General features: G+C 48.8%; 20 protein-coding genes, 4 tRNA genes and 1 rRNA gene. 22 read left to right on the top strand and 3 right to left on the bottom strand.

The features are described 5' to 3' along the window. The first annotated feature begins 12 nt into the window (after positions 1-12). From rrf to H8705_RS02300, 5 genes are all read left to right on the top strand, one after another. Positions 13-129, top strand: a 5S ribosomal RNA gene (gene rrf, locus H8705_RS02280). Positions 130-136: 7 nt separating this feature from the next. Continuing rightward, positions 137-212, top strand: a tRNA-Asn gene (locus H8705_RS02285). 60 nt (positions 213-272) lie between these two features. Continuing rightward, positions 273-349, top strand: a tRNA-Ile gene (locus tag H8705_RS02290). Positions 350-492: 143 nt separating this feature from the next. After that, positions 493-568, top strand: a tRNA-Trp gene (locus tag H8705_RS02295). 20 nt (positions 569-588) lie between these two features. Then, positions 589-664: transfer RNA gene (locus H8705_RS02300), tRNA-Thr, on the top strand. A 110-nt stretch (positions 665-774) separates the two neighbouring features. Here H8705_RS02300 and tsaA read toward each other — a convergent pair. Beyond that, positions 775-1,467 (bottom strand): tRNA (N6-threonylcarbamoyladenosine(37)-N6)-methyltransferase TrmO, encoded by a 693-nt coding sequence (gene tsaA, locus H8705_RS02305; protein WP_262394248.1) that lies wholly within the window; start codon positions 1,465-1,467, stop codon positions 775-777. A gap of 341 nt (positions 1,468-1,808) precedes the next feature. Between tsaA and H8705_RS02310 the strand changes: the two genes are divergently transcribed. From H8705_RS02310 to H8705_RS02325, 4 genes are all read left to right on the top strand, one after another. Continuing rightward, positions 1,809-2,135, top strand: a complete 327-nt coding sequence (locus tag H8705_RS02310) for a hypothetical protein (RefSeq protein ID WP_262394249.1) — start codon at positions 1,809-1,811, stop codon at positions 2,133-2,135. 305 nt (positions 2,136-2,440) lie between these two features. After that, a complete protein-coding gene (locus H8705_RS02315; protein ID WP_262394250.1) occupies positions 2,441-2,893 on the top strand; it encodes a DUF2752 domain-containing protein in 453 nt (150 codons plus the stop codon). Positions 2,894-2,953: 60 nt separating this feature from the next. Beyond that, positions 2,954-4,207, top strand: coding sequence for a serine hydroxymethyltransferase (locus H8705_RS02320; protein ID WP_262394251.1), 1,254 nt, complete (start codon positions 2,954-2,956; stop codon positions 4,205-4,207). Between the two features lie 86 nt (positions 4,208-4,293). After that, positions 4,294-5,553, top strand: a complete 1,260-nt coding sequence (locus H8705_RS02325) for a replication-associated recombination protein A (RefSeq protein ID WP_262394252.1) — start codon at positions 4,294-4,296, stop codon at positions 5,551-5,553. Between the two features lie 27 nt (positions 5,554-5,580). Here the strand turns inward: H8705_RS02325 and H8705_RS02330 are convergent, their stop codons facing one another. Both H8705_RS02330 and H8705_RS02335 read right to left on the bottom strand, forming a co-directional pair. Further along, the gene (locus H8705_RS02330) at positions 5,581-6,099 is read right to left on the bottom strand and encodes a GNAT family N-acetyltransferase (RefSeq protein ID WP_262394253.1); all 519 of its coding nucleotides are present in this window, start codon (positions 6,097-6,099) and stop codon (positions 5,581-5,583) included. A 95-nt stretch (positions 6,100-6,194) separates the two neighbouring features. After that, a complete protein-coding gene (locus H8705_RS02335) occupies positions 6,195-7,121 on the bottom strand; it encodes a S1 RNA-binding domain-containing protein (RefSeq protein WP_262394254.1) in 927 nt (308 codons plus the stop codon). Between the two features lie 178 nt (positions 7,122-7,299). Between H8705_RS02335 and H8705_RS02340 the strand changes: the two genes are divergently transcribed. From H8705_RS02340 to rpsG, 13 genes are all read left to right on the top strand, one after another. Next, positions 7,300-7,500: a DUF951 domain-containing protein gene (locus tag H8705_RS02340; RefSeq protein ID WP_262394593.1), complete on the top strand. Its 201-nt coding sequence runs from the start codon at positions 7,300-7,302 to the stop codon at positions 7,498-7,500. 19 nt (positions 7,501-7,519) lie between these two features. Further along, a complete protein-coding gene (gene prfA, locus H8705_RS02345) occupies positions 7,520-8,602 on the top strand; it encodes a peptide chain release factor 1 (RefSeq protein WP_262394255.1) in 1,083 nt (360 codons plus the stop codon). A gap of 16 nt (positions 8,603-8,618) precedes the next feature. Continuing rightward, positions 8,619-9,653 carry an L-threonylcarbamoyladenylate synthase gene (locus tag H8705_RS02350; RefSeq protein WP_262394256.1) on the top strand — a complete coding sequence of 345 codons (1,035 nt, stop codon included), beginning with the start codon at positions 8,619-8,621 and terminating at the stop codon, positions 9,651-9,653. 21 nt (positions 9,654-9,674) lie between these two features. Further along, on the top strand, positions 9,675-10,397 hold the full coding sequence (coaE, locus tag H8705_RS02355) for a dephospho-CoA kinase (protein WP_262394257.1): 723 nt from the start codon (positions 9,675-9,677) through the stop codon (positions 10,395-10,397). Next, positions 10,394-10,969, top strand: a complete 576-nt coding sequence (locus tag H8705_RS02360) for a lytic transglycosylase domain-containing protein (protein ID WP_262394258.1) — start codon at positions 10,394-10,396, stop codon at positions 10,967-10,969. Before coaE ends, H8705_RS02360 begins: the two co-directional genes overlap by 4 nt. Positions 10,970-10,997: 28 nt before the next feature. Continuing rightward, entirely contained in the window at positions 10,998-12,404 is a 1,407-nt protein-coding gene (locus H8705_RS02365) for an aminopeptidase (protein ID WP_262394259.1), read from the top strand. Positions 12,405-12,436: 32 nt separating this feature from the next. Beyond that, positions 12,437-12,712 carry a lysine exporter LysO family protein gene (locus H8705_RS02370; RefSeq protein WP_262394260.1) on the top strand — a complete coding sequence of 92 codons (276 nt, stop codon included), beginning with the start codon at positions 12,437-12,439 and terminating at the stop codon, positions 12,710-12,712. Continuing rightward, positions 12,709-13,323, top strand: coding sequence for a lysine exporter LysO family protein (locus H8705_RS02375; protein WP_262394261.1), 615 nt, complete (start codon positions 12,709-12,711; stop codon positions 13,321-13,323). Before H8705_RS02370 ends, H8705_RS02375 begins: the two co-directional genes overlap by 4 nt. A gap of 25 nt (positions 13,324-13,348) precedes the next feature. Beyond that, the gene (locus H8705_RS02380) at positions 13,349-13,957 is read left to right on the top strand and encodes a hypothetical protein (RefSeq protein ID WP_262394262.1); all 609 of its coding nucleotides are present in this window, start codon (positions 13,349-13,351) and stop codon (positions 13,955-13,957) included. A gap of 280 nt (positions 13,958-14,237) precedes the next feature. Further along, the gene (gene rpoB, locus H8705_RS02385; RefSeq protein WP_262394263.1) at positions 14,238-17,984 is read left to right on the top strand and encodes a DNA-directed RNA polymerase subunit beta; all 3,747 of its coding nucleotides are present in this window, start codon (positions 14,238-14,240) and stop codon (positions 17,982-17,984) included. Positions 17,985-18,013: 29 nt separating this feature from the next. Beyond that, positions 18,014-21,610, top strand: coding sequence for a DNA-directed RNA polymerase subunit beta' (rpoC, locus tag H8705_RS02390; RefSeq protein ID WP_262394264.1), 3,597 nt, complete (start codon positions 18,014-18,016; stop codon positions 21,608-21,610). Positions 21,611-21,802: 192 nt separating this feature from the next. Then, positions 21,803-22,228 (top strand): 30S ribosomal protein S12, encoded by a 426-nt coding sequence (gene rpsL, locus H8705_RS02395; protein WP_262394265.1) that lies wholly within the window; start codon positions 21,803-21,805, stop codon positions 22,226-22,228. Positions 22,229-22,379: 151 nt separating this feature from the next. Then, positions 22,380-22,850, top strand: a complete 471-nt coding sequence (rpsG, locus tag H8705_RS02400; RefSeq protein WP_262394266.1) for a 30S ribosomal protein S7 — start codon at positions 22,380-22,382, stop codon at positions 22,848-22,850. Positions 22,851-22,927 lie beyond the last annotated feature (77 nt).

Raw genomic sequence — 22,927 nt, forward strand, 5'->3', positions numbered from 1 at the left:
TTATATGTTTTGGCTGGTGTTTATTACGATGAGGTCCCACCTGTTCCCATCCCGAACACAGTAGTTAAGCTCATCCGTGCCGAAAATACTTGGGGGGAAACCCCCTGGGAAAATAGGTCTATGCCAGCTTTTATATTCCTCAATAGCTCAGCCGGTAGAGCATGCGGCTGTTAACCGCAGGGTCGTTGGTTCGAGTCCAACTTGGGGAGCCACGTTTTTGGATATACCGCTGCCTTTGCGGCGGCGGTATATTTTTTTAACCAGAGGTATATGGGCCATTAGCTCAGCTGGTTAGAGCAACCGGCTCATAACCGGTCGGTCCGGGGTTCGAGTCCCTGATGGCCCACCAACCTTTTGACCGGCGACTTCTAAGGTTTTCCCTGAAGCCTATTGACAGCACAGAGTGTATACGGTATAATAATCCTCGTTGATTTAAGCCCTGGCTGCTTAATGGCGGAAAGGACATTAGCGTTTGTGCCATGTGGAAATTATAGGGGCATAGCTCAGCTGGTAGAGCAGCGGTCTCCAAAACCGCGTGCCGAGGGTTCGAATCCTTCTGCCCCTGCCATTTTTTTGAAAGTTTTGTATGCTGCTATGGCTCAGTCGGTAGAGCGCGTCCTTGGTAAGGACGAGGTCACCAGTTCAAATCTGGTTAGCAGCTCCAATTTAAAAAGACAGGTTTGTAATCTGAAAGGATTGCGAACCTGTCTTTTTATATGAAAATATGAAAAATTTCTTGAATTAAAAGAAGGGAGCCTTTTTGTACTGGCTGTCTTATTTTTTTATATATACATCTAAGACTGTAAGCAGTTCCCCTTCTACAGAAAACCGAATTTCATATTCAGCATATTCCATACCGTAGATGCGATCAGGAGAACTTTGGTAGGCAGGGCGGGGGTCGTGCGCTAAAACGGCAAGCAGCGGCTCCCGTTGCTCAGGAGCAACCCGGTCGAGCAACTCTTTGGAAATATGAACCTGGAGAGATATTTCCTGGTTTTGGGAGGCGAACCCGCCGGCAGCGTCAGGATGAGAATCAGTATAAGGAAGGTACGGCTTGATATCATAGATCGGGCTGCCGCTCATTAAATCCGCCCCAGAAATATACAAAACAGGGCCGTCCTCCCCTTTTAGAATGATCCTTTCCAGGCGGACGCAAGATAGTCCGATAGGGTTTGGACGGAAGGGAGAACGGGTAGCGAATACTCCCATACGAAGATTTCCGCCAAGACGCGGCGGTCGAACCGTGGGAGACCACTTTTCGCGGATAGCCTGGGAAAACTGCCAGATTAGCCAGAGATGGGAATAACCTTCCAATCCCCGAAGCGCGTCGGGGTTGCGATATTCCGGCTCAAAGATGATTTTAGCCTTCAGTGTGTCGATCAAACCGCTTTGGCGGGGGATACCGAATTTTGTAGGAAAATCGCTGTAGATCCGGGCGATGATCTGTAAAGGGGGAGTATTTGGCATAGGAACACCTCGCTTTAAAAACAAGAGATAATTTGTCTGTGTTTATTATACAGGATATCTATTTATATAGACAGTGGAAAACCAAAAATAATATGTTTTTCGATTGGTATTCCGATTTTTTCGTTTTTTCAGATGCGTTTTACATGAAAATCAAAAAATCTATAAATAATTATGACATGTCGGTAACAAAATCAAAAATTTTTTTAATTAATTTGTAATAATATCTTGATTTTTTCATATTATATGTTATATTTAATATAGAGGAAGAGATTAAATCTTTCAAAGAAATAACAAACTGTATAATTTTATTACAAAATGTAACTTTTGAAAGGGGTAATAGTATGAAAAAACAAAATTCAAGAATTTTTTCCGGTTTTATTGGGATAACTTGTGCTGTTGCTGCCTTTATTTTCTTTTCTATTGCCGCGGGCGGTCTGGTGGAGTTCTCCAAGGATGTGGGTCTGGCCCTCTGGCTGAAGGAAGTGCTTTTGTATTCCTTCTCTAATAAATTTGCTTATAAACTGGTGGCGTCTTTAGTAATCGGATTTGGTGCTTACTTTGCTACAAATATGATCCTGTACAGCAAAGCGATGAAAGCGAAAAAAGCCAGCCGTGCTACCAGGGTAATATTTACCCAGAACGATCCGACGGTGGGAAAAACCGCATAATATTGCTTTTCATTTTTCTCCTTTTTTAATATGTAAACAGCCCGGCGTTTTATTGTTAAATGCCGGGCTGTTTATTACATATGCAGCCAAAGGGCGATTTTTCCAATCAGAATAAGAATGACCACGCACGCCACACAATAAAGCAGAATTTTCCAGACAGGCGGTGTTGGCCGCTGAAATATTGACATACGGCTCCCCCATTTTTATATTATTTGTAGGATCAGTATAACACAAGGGGTCAAAATTGAAAAGGAACGGTAAACTTACCTATTTTCTCTTGGGAGAGTTTGTGATATACTAGCCATATGAAAAATTTTTTCAAGTTTAGAAAAGCGGATACGATATACGGGCGACTTTGGCAGTTTTTAGGAATTTTGCTGGCGATTGCCGCCGGGGTGCTGCTTTTTTCGCTGGTGTTCCACTACCGCTGCCCAATCCGTTATACGTTAGGAGTTTCTTGTCCGGCCTGCGGGATGACCAGAGCGGCCAATTGTTTATTGCATCTTGATTTTGCCGGGGCGTGGGGGTATCATCCTCTTATATACTCCCTGCCGGTGTTTGCGGTAGTTTTGGGTTACGCTTACGTGTGGGACAAACGGGAGTTGCTTCACTCTAAATGGTTATGGAATATATTTATTGTCCTGTTCATTGCTTTTTGGTTTTGGCGGCTGATGCAGTTTTTCGGCGGGAATGATCCTGCGTTTTTGGAGCCTGGGGCGATCTTTCCTACTGTGCTGAGAAAAATGACAGGCCGCTAGAGAAAATTTGTTTTTATTTTAAAAGGAAAATAGAATACGATAATGGGAGGAACTACACAAATGTACAAAGACATCATGGACACAGTTGGTTTTGTGTCAAAATATGACCCGGAAATTGGGGAGGCAATAGGGAAAGAGCTTGCCCGCCAGCGCAGAAACATAGAGTTGATTGCGTCGGAAAATATCGTATCCCCAGCTGTTATGGCGGCGATGGGTTCGGTGCTTACCAACAAATATGCCGAAGGCTATCCGGCAAAACGGTATTACGGCGGCTGCGAATGTGTGGATATCGCTGAAAATATTGCTATTGAACGCGCGAAAAAACTTTTTGGCGCAGAGCATGTCAATGTACAGCCTCATTCCGGAGCCCAGGCAAATATTGCCGTGTATTTTGCTCTTTTGGAGTACGGTGACACAGTACTGGGAATGAACCTTGCTCACGGCGGCCATTTGACCCATGGCTCTCCGGTAAATATGTCAGGAAAATATTTTAAATTTGTTCCTTACGGAGTAGAGGACGACACCCAGGTAATTGATTATGATAAAGTGCGTTCCATCGCTCTGGAATGTAAGCCCAAGATGATCGTGGCGGGAGCTTCCGCTTATCCCAGAATTATTGATTTTGAGGCCCTGTCCAAGATCGCCAAGGAAGTGGGCGCTTACTTGATGGTGGATATGGCCCATATCGCTGGTCTGGTAGCGGCGGGAGAACATCCGTCTCCGGTGCCTTATGCGGATGTGGTTACCACCACCACCCATAAGACCCTGCGCGGACCTCGGGGCGGCATGATCCTGTGTAAAGAGGAATTGGGCGCGAAGATCAACAAGGCGATCTTCCCAGGAACCCAAGGCGGTCCGCTGATGCATACAATTGCTGCGAAAGCGGTATGTTTGGGCGAGGCCCTCACCCCGGAATTTAAAGCTTATCAGCACCAGGTAGTGCTCAACTGCAAAGCATTGGCCAGCGGCCTTGAGAAGAGAGGCTTTAAGATGGTTTCCGGCGGCAGTGACAACCATCTGATCCTTTTAGATTTAAGAAACTTTGATATCACCGGAAAAGAACTGGAGAAAAAGCTGGACGAAGTTTATATCACTGTGAATAAAAACGCAATTCCAAACGATCCTCAGAGCCCGTTTATCACCAGCGGCGTGAGAATCGGCACCCCGGCGGTAACCACCCGTGGCTTTAAAGAGGAGGATATGGATAAGATAGCAGAATTTATCTATCTTACCTGCACTGACTTTGAAAATAAAGCGGACTACATCCGGGCAGGCGTGCAGGCGCTGTGCGAAAAATATCCCCTGTACGAATAAGCGGACGGCAAGCGAACAAAATGCCCGGCCTGCGGACAAAGCAGGCCGGGCATTATATACACCGCAGACAAAAAGGAGGAAAGACCATGGGGGCTCCGCTAGCGGATAAAATAAGGCCTTTAACCCTGGATGACGTAGTAGGACAGGAACATCTTCTAGGAAAGGAAAAAGTCCTGCGTCGGATGGTGGAGACGGGGAATATCCCAAACTTGATCTTTTACGGACCGTCTGGGGTAGGAAAAACAACCGTAGCGTCGATTATTGCGAAACAGGCGGGGAAAAAGCTCTATAAACTCAACGGAACTACCGCCTCCACCGCGGATATTAAGGACGTGGTGGGGCAGTTGGATACGTTTGATGGAATGGGCGGGGTGCTGCTGTATTTAGATGAAATTCAGTATCTCAATAAAAAACAGCAGCAGACACTGCTGGAATTTATCGAAAATGGGAGCATTACCCTGATCGCATCCACTACAGAAAATCCTTATTTTTATGTTTATAACGCTATCCTTTCCCGCAGCACGGTGTTTGAGTTTAGGCCGGTTTCTCCTCAGGAAATCAAAAAGGCGGTAGAACGGGCGTTCAGGATCGCAGGGGAAAGTTTGCAGCAGCCTTTGGAAATTGAGGACGGGGTGCAGGAGCATATTGCTTACGCCTGCGGCGGGGACGTGCGCAAAGCGGTAAATGCGGTAGAGATGCTCTCTCTGGCCGCGGTGGACGCAAAAGTAACCTTAGAGGAAGCAAAGCAAGTGGCCCAGAAAAGCGCCATGCGCTACGACCGGGATGGGGACGTGCATTACGATATCTTGTCCGCATTTCAAAAGGCGGTGCGGGGCTCGGATGAAAACGCCGCCCTGCATTATCTCGCAAGGCTTTTAGAGGCGGGCGATTTAATTTCTCCCTGCCGCCGGATGCTGGTCATGGCCAGCGAGGACGTGGGACTGGCCTATCCTATGGCGGCGGCCATTGTGAAAGCTTGTGTGGACAGCGCCTTTCAGCTCGGGCTGCCGGAAGCTCAGATTCCTCTGGCTCAAGCGGTAATTCTGATGTGCACCAGCCCGAAATCCAACTCCGCGGTACTTGCTATCGATGCGGCTATGGCGGATGTAAAAAATGGAGTTACTGGGGAAATTCCCCCTTATCTTAGAGACGGTCACTACAGCGGCGCCCAGAAGATGGGGCATGCCATCGGCTATAAATATGCCCATGATTATCCCAACCATTATGTACAGCAGCAATATCTGCCGGACCCGCTGAAGGACAAAAAATATTATCACTTTGGAGAGAATAAAACCGAGCAGGCGGCGAAGGCTTATTGGGAAAAGATCAAAGGAGAAAATTTGTAATAAAAAGCGGCCGGATCCGGCCGCTTTTTATTTTATTATCTTTTGGTATGCCGCTCGGACATCCCCATGTTCCAGGCTGCCTATTAATGTGATGCGTCCGCAGTAAAGATAACCCGCTTTTTTTACCGCACGGTTCATGGGGACATTTTCCGGATGGGTGTCTACGCGAAGGCTGATAATCCCTTGCTGCCGGGCGATCTCTTCGGCTTGTGAAAAAAGAAACCCTGCGATCCCCTGTCCTTTTCGGGCGCCGTCCACGCACACCCGATGCAAAGAGAGATAAGGCTCATCATTGAGCCAGGCGCCGTCATAGATGGTATGATAACAAGGCTCGATCCCGCTTAGAATAGTGATCATCCCCACCGGTTCCCCGTCCTGGACCGCTACCCAGCTTACCTGTTGGGTAAAATCGGAAAGAAGGACTTCGCCGTCCGGATAGCCCTTCTGCCACTGGTCTACCCCGGCGGCCTTCAGGCTTATTTTCGCTGTGTCTATCATCGCCATCATTTTAGGAAGATCAGTTTTCTGCGCCAGACGAAACTCCATATTTTTGACCTCTCTGATAATTACTGTTCTTTTAGTGTACTGGCTCGTCCGGGAATTGTCAACAGAAAAGCTCCCGCAGCCGCGGGAGCTTTACCTCAATCAAAGATCGTTTCAATTATCCGGTCGGCGCAAGGAGGAGAATATTGCCAGCGAGAAAGATGACCTTCGGCAATAAAATAATTTACCGGGGTGTTTTGATATTGGGCGTCAAAACAGTCTACAATAATCAGCTTTGCTTTCATTTTTTCCGGGATCAGACTTTTTATGTAAACACTGGCGTGCTGTCCTATGGCTACATCGTCCCGAGGCTCCGCAAGGCCTGCCAGATTGGGGGTTAACTCTACAAAAATCCCATAATCTTCCACTGAACGTACAATTCCCGCTACAGTTTCCCCGGCAGAAAACAGGGAAGCGTTTTCCTCCCAAGTGCCTAGAAGCTCTTTGTGGGTAAGGGAGACCCGCCCGTTTTCTTCTAAGGATTTGACAACCACCTTAATTTCTTGGGAGGGGCGAAAACGATCCCTGGGATGGGAGATGCGGCTGATAGAAATAGCGTCAATAGGGATAAGGGAAGCAATTCCGCAGCCAATATCCACAAAACATCCGAAGGCTTCCAAATGAGTAACCTTTGCGTCGATAATATCCCCAGGAGTCAATTTCATAATATACTCCCGGGTACATTCCTCCTGTACCAGCCGCCGGGACAGGATAGGACAAGGGGCGCCGTCAGGGTGAGTGGAAAAACCGGTGATTTTATAACACACCGGTTTATTTACTTTGGAAATAATAGCGATATCCCGGGTTGCGCCTTGCGCAATCCCCAACGCGCCTTCTACACGGGGGATAATCCCCCGGCAGCATCCCATATCTACAATCAAATTGTGTTCAGAATCACAGACGACCGCCCGGCTTTCCAAAATTTTTCCCTGGGTGAAAGCTTCCTGCAGGCAGGAAAGAGACCGGAACGCCTGACGGTTGGACAGGGTATCTATCATCATACCTTCGGGTTTGTAGATGGACATTTAGTAAACCTCCTCTTTGAACATATCCTATATGTATTCAGAAGATCCAGTTAAAATGCGGAAAAAGGAAAGATTATTTGCACTATATGTTCAGGATAAAAGCAAGAGCTTCTTGATTAAAAGGGAAAAATTCTGTATAATGATAGATTGTAGAATTATCGTAAGATTGGGTGATTATATGGACGTCCATGTGGGAGATACCCTGATTATGAAAAAGCCTCATCCCTGCGGGGAAACTAGTTTCACTGTAAAGCGGGTGGGGATGGATTTTCGAATTAAATGTAATGGCTGCGGCCATGAGGTAATGGCGCCCAGGGGAAAGATAGAGAAAAACATAAAAAAAATTCTCCGGGACGGGCAGCCGGTGGAAAAGAACTAATGATTTAAGGAGAATGGGAATGTTAGACAGGCTGGAGACGGTAGAAAACCGGCTGGAAGAAATAAATAACAAATTAATGGAGCCGAATGTGGCCAACGACCAGGAAAAGTATGCCTCATTAATGAAAGAGTTTAAGCGTCTCACCCCGATTGTGGAAAAATATCGGGATTATAAGCGGGCAAAGAACGCTTATGAAGAAGCGAAGGAAATGTTGGAAGAAGGCGGCCTGGAAAAAGATCTGCGGGAATTGGCGCAGGAACAATATGACGAGAATAAAGACGCCATGGACACTTATGCCCAGGAGCTGAAAATTTTGCTTTTGCCCCAGGATCCTAACGACGATAAAAACGTTATTGTGGAAATCCGCGGCGGTGCGGGAGGGGATGAAGCGGCGCTGTTCGCCGGTTCCCTGTACCGGATGTACTGTATGTACGCGGAAAGCGTCGGATGGAAAGGGGAAATATTAAGCGCCAATGAAACTGAGTTGGGAGGCTTTAAAGAGATCAGCTTTTCTATCGAAGGAGAAGGGGCCTACTCCAAGCTGAAATTTGAAAGCGGAGTTCATCGGGTGCAAAGGGTGCCTGAAACGGAAGCGTCCGGGAGGATTCATACGTCTACCGTCACAGTAGCGGTACTGCCGGAGGTGGAAGAGGTAGAGGTGCAAATTAATCCCGCCGACCTGCAGATTGACACCTATCGGGCCAGCGGCGCCGGCGGACAGCACGTCAACAAAACAGAATCCGCCATCCGTATCACCCACCTGCCTACCGGCACAGTGGTGGAATGCCAGGATGAGCGCAGCCAATATAAAAACAAAGACAAAGCCATGAAGATCCTGCGTTCAAAGATTTATGAGCAGAAACAGCGGGAACAAAGCGATAAAATTGCTTCTGAAAGAAAATTGCAGGTGGGGACCGGGGACCGTTCGGAACGGATTCGTACCTACAATTTTCCCCAAGGAAGGGTGACCGATCATCGGATTGGATTGACCTTATATAAACTGGACCAGATTTTAAACGGAGATTTAAACGAGCTGTTTGACGCGCTGATCACTTTTGATCAGGCCGAAAAACTGCAGGCCCAGTCGGACCAGCAAGCCTAAAACGGGAAGTGTAGTATTGAAACAGACCAAATTGTTTAAAATAGAAACCATAGAAAAGGACAGAGATCAGCTGCAAAAAGCCGCAGATATTCTTGCCCGGGGCGGACTGGTGGCAATTCCTACGGAAACAGTATATGGCCTAGCGGCCAATGCTTTGGATCCCGAGGCGGCCAAAGCCATCTATGCCGCCAAAGGCCGCCCCAGCGACAATCCTTTGATTGTCCATGTAAGCGCGGTAGAAGAAATCCGTCCGCTGGTTACAGAAATGCCCAAGGAGCTGTTTTCGCTGGCGGAAAAATTTTGGCCGGGACCGATGACGGTAATCCTGCCAAAATCCCGGCTGGTGCCAAAAGAAACATCAGGGGGCCTGGATACAGTGGCGATCCGGATGCCGTCTCATCCGGTGGCAAGGGAACTGATCCGGCTGGCCGGAGTGCCTTTAGCGGCACCGTCCGCCAATTTGTCCGGCAGTCCCAGCCCCACCTGCGCCCAGCACTGCATAGACGATCTTGACGGACGGGTGGATGCGATTGTAGACGGCGGCGAATGTGAAGTGGGCGTAGAAAGCACAGTGCTCACTCTATGTTCGCACCCGCCCAAGATTTTACGTCCAGGAGCGGTGACGCTGGAACAGCTTAGTCAGGTTTTACCGGACGTTTATATGGATGAGGGCGTATTCGGGCAGGTAGGCGATGATGTGAAAGTAAGCTCCCCTGGAATGAAGTATCGCCATTACTCTCCTAAAGCACGCGTGATCCTGGTAAAAGGTGATTTTGAGAGTTTCCAAAAGTTTATACAGGTGCAAGAAGGGGAGTTTGGCGTGCTGTGTTTTCAAGGGGAAGAGAAAAGCCTCCCAAAAGTATGTATCCCTTATGGTGTAAACGGAGACCCCGCATCCCAGGCAAAGCATCTGTTTGACGCGTTAAGGCAGGTGGATGAGGATAATTTAAAATTAGTTTACGCTAGGGTATCCGACAGCGAAGGTATTGGACAGGCGGTATATAACAGATTGCTGCGCGCTGCAGCATTTGAGCAGATCGATTTAGAATAAACGCCGAATGGAGGATGCGCTGTGAGCGAAAAAGGAACCATGATAGTTGGATTAACCGGACAGACGGGCGCTGGGAAAAGTACCCTTAGCAAAATGTTCAGCGGCCATAATGTTTTTGTAATAGATGCGGATGTAGTAGCCAGGCAAGTGTTGGAGAAATCGAAAGGCTGCCTGATGGATTTGGTGTTGGAGTTTTCCACGGATGTGATCCATCCGGACGCTACGTTAAACCGTGAAAAATTGGCGGAAATCGTATTTTCTGATAAAGCCAAATTAAAACGTCTCAACGAAATTACCTTTCCATACATAATAGATGAAATAGAGCGCAGGATAGAGAAAGAAAAATACAAAGGGACTCCTATTGTGGTATTGGATGCCCCCACCTTGTATGAATCCGGTCTGGATAAGAACTGCCACCGTGTAGTGGCGGTTATCGCCCCTATGGAATTGCGTCGGGACCGGATTATCCAAAGAGATCAAATGACACAACAGGCGGCGATGCGCCGGATCAATGCGCAGCATGACGACGAGTACTATACTTCCCGGGCGGATTATATACTGACCAATGGGGAAGATATCGATAATTTCCGTTTTTCCTTTATCGACTTAATGAATAAACTGCAGGCTTCCTATGACGACGGAAGTTATAAATTACCTTACCGTGACGCTTCAGAAATCGATCTGGACAGCCAGGGGCGGGATAAAGGGGAGCTTGCAGAACTGGAGATTACGGAGGATCCATGAGCAAAAGACTAATTCGTATGGCATTGGAAGGGCTGCTGTTGGTTTTAGTGATCATCGGCGCTGTGAAATTGCTGGAGATAGGATATGATAAATATAACCAATCGGTATATCCGATGAAATACACCGAAATGATCGACGCCGCCTGCAGGGAAAATCAGCTGGATCCGGCTCTGGTATATGCTGTGGTCAAATGTGAAAGCGGTTTTGATCCAAACGCAGTATCGTCTGTGGATGCCAGGGGGCTGATGCAGCTGACTGCCGACGCTTTCGACTGGGTGCAGCAGCGAAAAGGCACCGAGCCCCGTCTGACGCAGGATCAGTTGTTTGATCCCCAGGTGAACATAGAACACGGCGCCTATATGCTGCGGCTGCTGCTGGATGAGTTTGGTACGGTGGATAACGCATTGGCGGCTTACCACGGCGGCTGGGGAAGCGTAAAAAAATGGCTGGCGGATCCGAACTATTCCGCAGATGGGAGAAACATTGACCATATTCCGTTTGACGACACCCGGGCGTATGTTAAGAAAGTAAAAGCGACGATGGAAAAATACAGGGAGCTGTATGACATATAATACGGAAGAATACAGGAGGTAACAGTATATGGCAAACGAGAAAACAGCAGGGGAAAAACTGCAGGAACAGCTGCTGCTCAAGCGGGAAAATATCGGGATGAAAGCGGACGACGCCGTACAAGCGGCAGCGGACGCCTTTTGTGAAGGGTACAAACAGTTTATCGACGCATGCAAGGTGGAGCGGGAAGCGGTTACCTATATGATTCAGATGGCAAAGGGACAGGGCTATCAGGAATTTGATCCGGGAAGCGTCTATCTGCCGGGGGACAGAGTGTTTTACAACAATCGGGGCAAGGCGCTGATCTTAGCGACGATTGGGACCCGTCCCATCGCAGACGGGGTAAAAATTGTGGCAAGCCATATCGACAGCCCGCGCCTGGATTTAAAACCCAATCCGCTGTATGAGGAAGGGCAGATAGCTCTGTTTAAAACCCATTATTACGGCGGTATTAAAAAATATCAGTGGAGTGCGATCCCCTTAGCGCTGCATGGGGTGATTGTGAAAAAGGACGGCACCTGTATTACTGTAAATCTGGGCGAGGACAAGGGAGATCCGGTATTTACCGTGACCGATCTGCTGCCCCATCTGGCAAAAGATCAGATGACTCGTTCGCTTAAGGATGGTATTAAAGGCGAGGAATTAAATATTGTAGTGGGATTGCGTCCGTTTAAAGATGAGAAGGTCACCGAAGCGGTAAAGCTTAATGTGATGCGGATTCTCAATGAAAAATATGGTATTACGGAAAATGATTTTATCTCTGCTGAATTGGCGGCGGTGCCTGCCTTTGAAGCCAGAGACCTGGGGCTTGACCGTTCCATGATCGGCGCTTACGGACATGACGACCGGGTGTGCGCTTACACTTCCTTGATGGCGGCGCTGGAGGTAAAAGATCCGGATTATACCACGGTTACCGTATTTGCGGATAAAGAGGAAGTAGGCTCTGACGGCAACACCGGACTCAACTCCAACTATTTAAAATATTTTATCAAATATCTGGCGGGGACCCATGGATTAAGCGGACGGGAAGTGCTCTCCAAATCCACCTGCCTGTCGGCGGATGTAAACGCGGCGTTTGATCCCACCTTTGACGGGGTGCTGGAAAAACGCAACTGCGCGTACCTCAACTACGGGGTGGTAGTTACTCAGTATACCGGCGCCGGCGGAAAAAGCGGCACCAGCCAGGCGTCCGCCGAATTTATGGCGGATGTGCGCAACATTTTAGACGACGCCAAAGTGTATTGGCAGACGGGAGAACTGGGAAAAGTAGATCAGGGCGGCGGCGGCACCGTAGCCAAATATGTGGCGGCGCTGGATGTGGATGTTGTAGATGTAGGGGTTCCGGTGCTTTCCATGCATGCTCCCTTTGAAGTGGTTTCCAAGAATGACGTTTATATGACATATGAGGCGTTTAAAGCCTATATTCGGGCAAAATAAAATTTGGTTTGAGAGAGGACGGGCAAAGGCCGATGGATCTGATTTTGGTGTTGCTTGTGGGGATTGGGTTAGGAATGACGGTTTTTCCAGTAAAATGGCTAAAGGCAAACAGCTGGGTGCAGCTGATCGGAATAGGCGTGATGCTGTTCTTTTTAGGGGCTTCCACCAGCGCGAGCCCTACGTTCCTTACTGATATAAAAACTGCCGGTGTGCAGTCCATTCTGATGATGCTGGCAGCGTCTGCCGGCGCTGCGGTATTGGTATACTTTCTTACCCGGATCTTTATGAAGGAGGGCAAGAAAGAATGATTATGATAGGAATTGCCCTGGCCAGTTTGGCGCTGGGGTTGTTCAGCGGCTATTTTGTGTTCTCCGCGGAAACGGTGGAAATGATGAGCGGCTGGTCCTATTACGGATTGATTATTCTAATTTTTGCCGCGGGTATTGAGATTGGGACCAACAAAGTGGTATTCCAAAAGATGAAAGAATACCATATCCGGTCAATTTTAATTCCCGCTGGAACCCTGGTCGGTTCCATCCTGGGAGGGATTCTCATGGGATGGGCGCTGGGACTGCCTGCCAATGAGAGCGCCGCGGTAGCGGGAAGCTGTGGCTTTTACAGTGTGGCTCCCATGCTTTTACGGGAGTTGGGAGGTCCTCAGCTGGGAACGCTGGCCTTTTTGACCAATATTCTGCGGGAGACGTTTACCTATTTGGCCGCCCCTGTGGCGGTGAAGCTGCTGAACAAATATTCAGCCATCGCTATCGGTGGAGCGACCTCTATGGATTCCACTCTTCCCGCAATCGCTAAGGCGACCGATCAGGAGACGGCGCTCCTGTCGGTGATCAGCGGTGTGGTGCTCACCGCGGCAGTGCCGGTCTTAGTGCCGCTTATTTATCAACTGGGAAATTTGGGATAATTACATATTTTGTCAGGAGAACTATATGAAACAATGTTTAGCGGTACTGATAGGCATCTCCCTTCTTTTGTGCGGCTGTGGGGAAAGCAAACAGCCTTCTGCGGATACGATTGCTGTATTAGAGTTGAGCCAGGACGAAAAACGCATAACCCAGCTGATGGATGGCATTTTTGAAAAATATGAGCTTCCCATAGGGCAGGTATACGATATCCGTCTGGATTTGTACATTGATGGAGATCGGCAGGAGCAGGGAGGCATAATCGGCATCGATCTGAGTGAGGAGGGAGACAATGTTCTCTTGCTGTGCGGGCTGAACACCAAAGGGATCGATTATCAGTGGAAAGCCGCTTGTGACGGAACGCTTGTGACCTTTGGGGCCGTTGAGATTGACGACGGGAAATCGTATACTCGAATCTATGGGCCGCCTTCCAGCTTCGAAGTGATGGAAAAAGGGAAGGAGTACCTTTTATACGGTGTCGCCTGCCAGGAAATTGTTTCTGAATCTACCACTACCCGCACAGCTATTTTTGAGGAGTGGAGCGACGAGAAACAAAGGGCGGAGAATATGCAGGAGTTTGACTATGTATATGCGGTGACGATTTCTCTAAGCGAACAGGAGCCTTATAAATCATAATTGACAAACTACGACAAAAGGCGTCCGGGAATTTCCCGGACGCCTTAAATTTGCTGTAAAATAAAAAAGCTTTACCGTGCCAAAGTCTATTGACAATGGTTGTAAAGTATGCTAATATAATATACTGTATCAAAATGGCTAATTTTGCGTGAATTATAAAATAGTATACCATGTTTCGACAAAAAAGGCAATAGTGATCTGCAAAATTCATGAGAAATTCTTGGATAAATTATGGGTTTTGCACAACATTGTAGATAGATTGAATGGAGTGAGTAAGCCTATGGTGAATGTTAAGCCTGTACAGCTAGGAAAAAATACTCGCATGAGTTTCTCCCGCATCGATGAAGTGCTGGATATGCCAAACCTCATCGAAGTACAGAAAAACTCATACAAGTGGTTTCTTGAAGAGGGGCTCAAAGAGGTTTTCAAAGACGTTTCATCGATTACCGATTATCAGGACAACCTGGTGCTTGACTTTATCGACTACCGTCTGGACGACAAACCGAAATACACCATTGAGGAGTGCAAGGAACGGGACGCCACTTACGCTGCTCCTTTAAGAGTAAGAGCCAGCCTGCTCAACAAAGAAACCGGAGAGGTGAAGGAGCAGGATATCTTCATGGGGGATTTCCCCTTGATGACTGAAAGCGGAACCTTCATCATTAACGGCGCGGAACGCGTTATTGTATCCCAGTTGGTTCGTTCTCCTGGGGTTTATTATGGGGCCGCCCATGATAAAAGCGGGAAAGAGCTGTATACCGCTACCGTTATTCCCAACCGGGGCGCCTGGCTGGAATATGAGACTGACTCCAACGACGTATTTTACGTGCGTATTGACAAAAACAGAAAGCTGCCGGTAACCACCTTTATCCGTGCGCTGGGCTTTGGGTCCAATGAAAGCATCATCGAATTTTTCGGAGACGATGAGCGTATTTTGGCGACCCTGGAAAAAGACAGCACCGTGAATACGGAAGAAGCGCTTTTAGAAGTTTACCGCAAACTGCGCCCGGGTGAGCCGCCTACGGTGGACAGCGCTCAGGCCCATTTAGACGCGCTGTTTTTCGATCCCAGAAGATACGATCTGTCCCGGGTGGGACGCTACAAATATAATAAGAAACTGAATATCACCGCCCGCATTATGGGAAGGACCGCCGCCCGTGTGGTAGCTGATCCTATGACCGGCGAGATCATTGTGGAAGCCGGCCAGGTGATTACCAGGGAACTGGCGGAAAAAATCGGCCGCTGCGGTGCGGATACTGTGTTTATCACCGAAGGGGAAAAGGAAATTAAAATTTTCTCCAACGGTATGGTGGATATAAAAGATTTCGTTTCCTTCGACTGCGCTGCTTTGGGAATTGTAGAAAAAGTGCGCTTTTCTGTGCTGCGGGAAATTATGGAAGCGGCGTCTGATGAAGAAACCTTGAAACAGATGATCGTAGAGCGCAAAGATGACCTGATCCCCAAACACATTATTGTGGATGATATTTTTGCTTCTATTAATTATCTGTGCAATTTGGGCCATGGCATCGGAACGGTAGACGACATCGACCATCTGGGCAACCGCCGTATCCGTTCGGTGGGCGAGCTGCTGCAGAACCAATTCCGTATTGGTTTTTCCAGGATGGAACGTGTTATTCGCGAGAGAATGGCTACCCAGGCGCAGGATATGGATGTGGTTACTCCACAGGCCCTGATTAATATCCGCCCGGTAGTAGCCTCCATCAAGGAGTTTTTTGGAAGTTCTCCCCTGTCCCAGTTTATGGACCAGACCAATCCTTTGGCGGAGCTTACGCATAAAAGGCGTTTGTCTGCATTGGGTCCCGGCGGTTTGTCCAGAGACCGGGCAGGATTTGAAGTGCGTGACGTTCATTACAGCCACTATGGAAGAATGTGCCCCATTGAGACTCCGGAAGGCCCCAACATCGGACTGATCTCCTATCTGGCAACCTTTGCCAGAATTAACGAATACGGTTTTATCGAAGCTCCTTACCGCCGTGTGGATAAGGAAACGGGCGTTGTGTTGGACGAAGTGGAATATATGACGGCAGATATTGAAGACATGTATATTGTCGCTCAGGCCAACGAACCCCTTACACAAGAGAATAAATTTGCCAATCCCAAGGTAAGCGTCCGTTATCGCGACAGTGTGATGATGTGCGAGCGGGAAAAGGTCGACTACATGGATGTCTCCCCGAAAATGGTGGTCTCCGTAGCGACGGCGATGATTCCGTTTTTGGAAAATGACGATGCGAACCGTGCGCTGATGGGTTCCAACATGCAGCGTCAGGCGGTGCCTCTGCTGCAGACCGAAAGCCCGATTGTAGGTACCGGTATGGAATATAAAGCGGCGGTGGACTCCGGCGTGGTGATACTGGCCAAACACGCCGGCATTGTAGACAGCGTGTGCGCCGATGAGGTTGTGATTCGGGATAGCCAGGGAGAACTGCATTCCTATCATCTCACCAAATTTTTGCGTTCTAACCAGGGTACTTGCATCAACCAGAGACCTATCGTTTCCAAAGGGGAACGGGTGGAAGTGGGCCAGGTAATCGCAGACGGCCCGTCCACTGCGAACGGTGAGATCAGCCTGGGACGCAACATGCTCATTGGCTTTATGACCTGGGAAGGATATAACTACGAGGATGCGGTATTGATCAATGAACGATTGGTCCGCGACGATATTTATACTTCTATTCATATAGAGGAATACGAAACAGAAGCCAGAGATACAAAGCTAGGCCCCGAAGAGATCACCCGGGATATTCCTAATGTGGGCGACGACGCTCTGAAGGAGCTGGATGAAAGAGGAATTATCCGCATTGGCGCGGAAGTGCGCGCCGGCGATATTCTGGTAGGTAAGGTAACGCCCAAGGGCGAGACGGAACTGAACGCGGAAGAACGCCTGCTGCGCGCTATCTTCGGTGAAAAAGCAAGAGAAGTGCGCGATACCTCTTTGAGAGTGCCCCATGGAGAATATGGCATCATTGTAGATGTAAAAGTCTTTACCAGAGAAAATTCCGACGAACTTTCTCCAGGAGTTAATATGGTGGTTCGCTGCTATATCGCCCAGAAGCGTAAGATCAGCGTAGGGGATAAAATGGCGGGACGCCACGGGAACAAGGGCGTTGTTTCCAGAGTACTTCCTCAGGAGGATATGCCGTATCTGCCGGATGGACGTCCGCTGGATATTGTGCTTAATCCGTTGGGCGTACCTTCCCGTATGAACATCGGGCAGGTATTGGAAGTGCACCTGGGACGGGCGGCTGCGGAGCTTGGATGGAAGGTAATGACTCCGGTATTTGACGGGGCTCATGAAAGCGACATCGCCGACGCTCTGGAACAGGCGGGACTTTCCCGGGATGGAAAGACTATCCTTTACGATGGACGTACCGGCGTTCCTTTTGACAATCCGGTGACCGTCGGATATATGTACTTCCTAAAACTCCATCATCTGGTAGATGATAAAATTCATGCCCGTTCTACTGGACCGTATTCTCTGGTTACCCAGCAGCCGTTGGGCGGTAAAGCCCAGTTCGGCGGCCAGCGTTTCGGCGAGATGGAAGTTTGGGCGCTGGAAGCGTACGGTGCTGCGTATACCCTGCAGGAAATCCTGACTGTGAAGTCGGATGACGTGGTAGGCCGTGTGAAGACCTTTGAAGCGATTGTGAAAGGTAAAAATGTTCCAAAACCGGGTATTCCGGAATCCTTTAAGGTTCTGATTAAAGAACTGCAGTCTTTGGCGCTGGATGTAAAAGTGCTGGATAAGAATAATGAGGAGATCGATCTGAAACAGAACTTCGACGACGATGAGAACATGGGACTGACTCCTGTGGACGATGGACTGACCGCCGGCGTGGAGGTAAGTTCTGAATTGGACGAAGGGTTTGAGATTGAGCACCCAGACCAGGATGCGGATATCGACCTTCTGGATATGGATCTGGGAGATGTGGAACTGGAGGAAGAGGATACCTTCGACCCGTTGGAAGCTTTAGGGTTGGATGACATACCAAATGACGACAATTTCTAAAGAATTTCTAGAGAAAGAGGGGTTCGCAGTTGGAATTTAACGTGTTTGAATCTATTAAAATCGGACTGGCATCGCCGGAACAGATCAGAGGATGGTCGAGCGGCGAGGTAAAAAAGCCTGAAACGATTAATTACCGCACATTAAAGCCGGAAAGAGAAGGGCTTTTCTGTGAGAAGATATTTGGACCAACAAAGGATTGGGAATGCTATTGCGGACGGTATAAAAGAATCCGTTACAAAGGCAAAGTCTGTGAACGCTGCGGAGTGGAAGTGACCCGTGCAAAAGTGCGCCGGGAACGGATGGGCCACATCGAACTGGCGGCGCCGGTTTCCCATATCTGGTATTTTAAAGGGACTTCTTCCCGTATGGGGCTTTTGCTGAATATGTCCCCGCGCCTGCTGGAAAAAGTTCTGTATTTCGCATCCTATGTGGTGATTGACCCGGGCATTACCAACCTGAAAAAATATACCCTGCTTTCAGAAAAAGAGTACCGGGACTTAAAAGAGGCCTATGAGGACGATTTTAAGGCTGGGATGGGGGCAGAGGCCATTAAGGAACTGCTGGCGGAACTGGATCTGGACGCTCTTGCCAAAGAGTTAAAGACCGATCTGGAAACCGCCGCCGGACAGAAGAGAATTAAGCTTCTCAAACGTCTGGAAGTGGTAGAAGCCTTCCGCAACAGTCACAACAAGCCGGAATGGATGATCCTGGATGTTATCCCGGTTATTCCGCCGGATATCCGTCCCATGGTGCAGTTGGACGGCGGACGTTTCGCCACCAGCGATTTAAACGATCTGTACCGCAGGGTAATCAACCGCAACAACCGCTTGAAGAAGCTCTTGGAGCTGGGCGCGCCGGATATTATTGTGCGCAACGAGAAAAGGATGCTTCAGGAGGCGGTGGATGCCCTGATTGACAACGGACGCCGGGGCCGCCCGGTAACCGGGCCTAACAACCGCCCGTTAAAATCCCTGTCGGATATGCTCAAAGGAAAACAGGGGCGTTTCCGTCAGAACTTGCTTGGAAAACGTGTGGACTATTCCGGACGTTCGGTTATCGTGGTAGGGCCGGAACTGAAAATGTATCAGTGCGGTCTGCCAAAAGAAATGGCTCTGGAATTGTTTAAACCTTTTGTTATGAAACGTCTGGTAGACTTAAAAGTCGCCACCAACATCAAAAATGCTCGTAAAATGGTAGAACGCGCGGTGGTAAAGGACGTTTGGGACGCGCTGGAAGTGGTCATCAAGGATCATCCGGTACTGCTTAACCGTGCGCCTACCCTTCATAGACTTGGTATTCAGGCATTTGAGCCTGTGCTGGTAGAAGGACGCGCCTTAAAGCTGCATCCGCTGGTATGTACCGCTTACAACGCGGACTTCGACGGTGACCAAATGGCGGTTCACGTACCTCTGTCCGCAGAGGCGCAGGCGGAAGCCCGCTTTTTGATGCTGGCGGCTAACAACCTGCTCAAGCCTTCCGATGGCAAGCCGGTGGCGGTGCCTACACAGGACATGGTGCTGGGGTCCTACTATCTAACCATGATCCGTGAAGACGAGCCGGGCGCTGGGAAAGTTTTCCGGGACTTCAACGAGGCCCAGATGGCGTATGATTCAGGAATTGTAGGGCTGCACGCTCCTATTAAAGTTCGCATCACCAAACAGGTGGGCGACGAGCGCATCTCCAAAATCATCGAGACTACGGTAGGACGTATTATCTTTAACGACCCGATCCCCCAGGATTTGGGATATGTAGATAGAACCAAACCGGAGCATATGTTTGATCTGGAGATCGGCTTCCTGGTTCGGAAAAAAGAACTTGGAAAGATCATTGAAAAATGTATCCGCACCTACGGCACCGCGAAAACTGCCGAGGTATTGGACAAAATAAAGGCGCAGGGCTTTAAATATTCTACCCGCGGAGCGATTACCGTAGCAGTTTCCGATGCGGTTATCCCGCCGGAAAAGGCCCAGTATATTGCGGACGCGGAAAAACAGGTAGACGCAATCAAGCGTCAGTACGACCGCGGCTTCATTTCGGACGATGTGCGGTATGAGCGGGTGGTCGCTACCTGGAATGAATGTTCCGCTAAGGTAAAAGACGCTCTGCAGCAGACCTTTGGCGAACGTAACCCCATCTTTATGATGGCGGATTCCGGCGCTCGAGGCAGTATGGACCAGATCCGTCAGTTAGCGGGCATGAGAGGTCTGATCGCTAACACCTCCGGGCGGGCGATCGAAATCCCTATTAAGGCCAACTACCGTGAAGGACTTAATATTTTGGAATATTTCAATTCTTCCCGAGGCGCGAGAAAAGGTTTGGCGGATACCGCTTTAAGAACCGCGGACTCCGGCTACCTCACCCGCCGCCTGGTGGACGTTTCCCAGGATGTTATCGTTCGGGAACATGACTGCGGCACCCATGAGGGAATTGTAGTATGTGATATTACCGACAGCGGACGTGTCATTGAGGACTTAACCGAGCGTCTCATCGGCCGCTATGTAGCGGATGATTTGATAGATCCAAAAACCGGTGAGGTGATTGTGGATCGGGATAAGATGATGACGGAAGCGGATGCGAAAAAGATCATTGCCGCAGGATTCACTGAAGTGAAGATCCGTTCCAGTCTGAACTGTCAGTCCAAAGTGGGAGTCTGCGCTAAATGTTACGGTGCAAACCTAGCCAACGGTCAGCCGGTAGGCATCGGAGAGGCGGTAGGTATTATCGCCGCTCAGTCCATCGGCGAGCCGGGTACTCAGCTGACCATGCGTACTTTCCATACGGGCGGTATCGCATCGGCCGCGGATATCACCCAGGGTCTTCCCCGTGTAGAAGAGCTGTTTGAGGCCAGACGCCCCAAATCCAGCGCGGTTATCGCTCATATCGCCGGTACCGTGTCCTTTGAAAAAGATAACAAGGGCGGCGATTTTGTAGTGATTGAAAATGAGGAAGGGGAACGGTTTGAAAAACAGATCGTTTACGGTTCCACCCTGCGTGTTTCCGAAGGGGATCACGTAGAAAAAGGCGAGCTGATTACAGAAGGATCCATTGAACCCAATGAGATTTTAGCGGTCAGCGGTCATCTGGCAGTACAGGATTATCTGATCAAAGAAGTACAGAGAACCTACCGTACCCAGGGCGTTGATATCAACGATAAGCACATCGAGGTTATCGTCCGTCAGATGATGCGCAAGGTGAAAATTACCGACGGCGGCGACACCAGCCTGATCACTGGTTCCAATATTGAAAAAGCGGAACTGATCCGGTTAAACGCCGAGATCGACAGCCTCAATGCCCAAGACGGAGGGGTGCGCAGAAAAGCTCAGGCGATTCCAGTGCTTCTGGGTATTACCAAAGCTTCTCTGGCTACAGAATCCTTTATGTCGGCGGCCTCCTTCCAGGAGACTACCCGTGTGCTGACGGAAGCCGCGATCAAGGGTAAGGTGGATAATCTGATGGGGTTGAAAGAGAACGTTATCATCGGCAAGCTGGTTCCTGCGGGAACAGGTACGGTGGATTATGACTCTCTTGACATCCAGCCGGCGGTAGATCCTAACATGCATATTGAGAAAAACGATTATGATTTTATCGGAGATCTTGACATGGATGTGGATATGCAAACCGTATAACTCCAAAGATGTATTAGATATGTACAAAAATCGTAAAATGATGATGTATGTATTGACAAAAAGGGCGAAATAGATTTATAATAAACAATTGTGAGATTACCTCGCAAACGGCGATTTCAACGGGGCAAATGTGTATTTGCCCCTTGAGATATTTGACCGGTTCGGTCTACAAAATATGTAAGGAGGTGCAATATGCCAACCTTTAACCAGCTCGTTCGTAAAGGTAGAGAAGTTCTGGACAGGAAGTCTACTGCTCCTGCGTTGCTAAAAGGATGGAACTCTAAGAAAAGAGTTGCTATCGAACAAAATTCTCCGCAGAAAAGAGGAGTTTGCACTGCCATCAGAACCCAGACACCGAAGAAACCAAACTCAGCGTTGAGAAAAGTTGCAAGGGTAAGACTCAGCAACGGGATTGAGACAACAGCTTATATCCCCGGTATCGGCCACAACCTGCAGGAGCATAGCGTTGTGCTGATCCGTGGCGGACGTGTAAAGGACCTTCCTGGTGTTCGTTACCACATTATCCGCGGTACTTTGGATACCCAGGGCGTTGCCAAAAGAAATCAGGCCAGATCCAAATACGGCGCGAAGCGTCCGAAGGCTGGTGCCGCAAAGTAATAAAACTTTCCAGTATATTCTGCCAATTGATGGCTTATCATATAGTTGCAGGGCAAGCTCTGCAATGTTTGACGGCTGAAAATTGGCGCGAGCGGAAGTTTTGTCACTTTCGAGTACCGATGATATCATTAATGTGAAGGAGGGAAGCGAAGTGCCAAGAAGAGGTCGTATAGCAAAACGTGACGTTTTGCCAGATCCACTGTACAATTCCAAACTGGTTACCCGTCTTATCAACAACATTATGTATGATGGTAAGAAGGGCGTAGCGCAGAAGATTGTATACGGTGCATTCGATATTGTTAAGGAAAAAACAGGCAAAGAGCCCTTAGAGGCTTTTGAACAGGCAATGGAAAACATTATGCCTGCATTAGAGGTAAAGGCACGCCGTATCGGCGGTGCAACTTATCAGGTGCCCATGGAAGTTAGACCGGACAGACGCCAGACTCTGGGGCTGAGATGGATTACTTCCTACGCCAGAGCTCGTGGAGAAAAAACCATGAGAGAGCGTCTTGCTGGCGAGATTATGGACGCACTGAACCAGACAGGTGGCGCTGTTAAGAAACGGGAAGATACCCACAAGATGGCGGAAGCCAACAGAGCGTTTGCTCATTACAGATTCTAATCTGTGGGAGTTTTTCGTTTGTAAAAAAGTCCATCAAATTCTAATGAAATTTTGTCTACCGGCGGCGTCAGCCCAAG

This window comes from Youxingia wuxianensis, assembly GCF_014385085.1.
GTDB classification, from domain to species: domain Bacteria; phylum Bacillota; class Clostridia; order Oscillospirales; family Ruminococcaceae; genus Youxingia; species Youxingia wuxianensis.

What these genes read in the sequence shown, in the direction of transcription:
- tsaA (WP_262394248.1), bottom strand. Translation starts at nt 1,467, where the DNA reads ATGCCAAATACTCCCCCTTTACAGATCATCGCCCGGATCTACAGCGAT.
- H8705_RS02310 (WP_262394249.1), top strand. Translation starts at nt 1,809, where the DNA reads ATGAAAAAACAAAATTCAAGAATTTTTTCCGGTTTTATTGGGATAACT.
- H8705_RS02315 (WP_262394250.1), top strand. Translation starts at nt 2,441, where the DNA reads ATGAAAAATTTTTTCAAGTTTAGAAAAGCGGATACGATATACGGGCGA.
- H8705_RS02320 (WP_262394251.1), top strand. Translation starts at nt 2,954, where the DNA reads ATGTACAAAGACATCATGGACACAGTTGGTTTTGTGTCAAAATATGAC.
- H8705_RS02325 (WP_262394252.1), top strand. Translation starts at nt 4,294, where the DNA reads ATGGGGGCTCCGCTAGCGGATAAAATAAGGCCTTTAACCCTGGATGAC.
- H8705_RS02330 (WP_262394253.1), bottom strand. Translation starts at nt 6,099, where the DNA reads ATGGAGTTTCGTCTGGCGCAGAAAACTGATCTTCCTAAAATGATGGCG.
- H8705_RS02335 (WP_262394254.1), bottom strand. Translation starts at nt 7,121, where the DNA reads ATGTCCATCTACAAACCCGAAGGTATGATGATAGATACCCTGTCCAAC.
- H8705_RS02340 (WP_262394593.1), top strand. Translation starts at nt 7,300, where the DNA reads ATGGACGTCCATGTGGGAGATACCCTGATTATGAAAAAGCCTCATCCC.
- prfA (WP_262394255.1), top strand. Translation starts at nt 7,520, where the DNA reads ATGTTAGACAGGCTGGAGACGGTAGAAAACCGGCTGGAAGAAATAAAT.
- H8705_RS02360 (WP_262394258.1), top strand. Translation starts at nt 10,394, where the DNA reads ATGAGCAAAAGACTAATTCGTATGGCATTGGAAGGGCTGCTGTTGGTT.
- H8705_RS02365 (WP_262394259.1), top strand. Translation starts at nt 10,998, where the DNA reads ATGGCAAACGAGAAAACAGCAGGGGAAAAACTGCAGGAACAGCTGCTG.
- H8705_RS02370 (WP_262394260.1), top strand. Translation starts at nt 12,437, where the DNA reads ATGGATCTGATTTTGGTGTTGCTTGTGGGGATTGGGTTAGGAATGACG.
- H8705_RS02375 (WP_262394261.1), top strand. Translation starts at nt 12,709, where the DNA reads ATGATTATGATAGGAATTGCCCTGGCCAGTTTGGCGCTGGGGTTGTTC.
- H8705_RS02380 (WP_262394262.1), top strand. Translation starts at nt 13,349, where the DNA reads ATGAAACAATGTTTAGCGGTACTGATAGGCATCTCCCTTCTTTTGTGC.
- rpoB (WP_262394263.1), top strand. Translation starts at nt 14,238, where the DNA reads ATGGTGAATGTTAAGCCTGTACAGCTAGGAAAAAATACTCGCATGAGT.
- rpsL (WP_262394265.1), top strand. Translation starts at nt 21,803, where the DNA reads ATGCCAACCTTTAACCAGCTCGTTCGTAAAGGTAGAGAAGTTCTGGAC.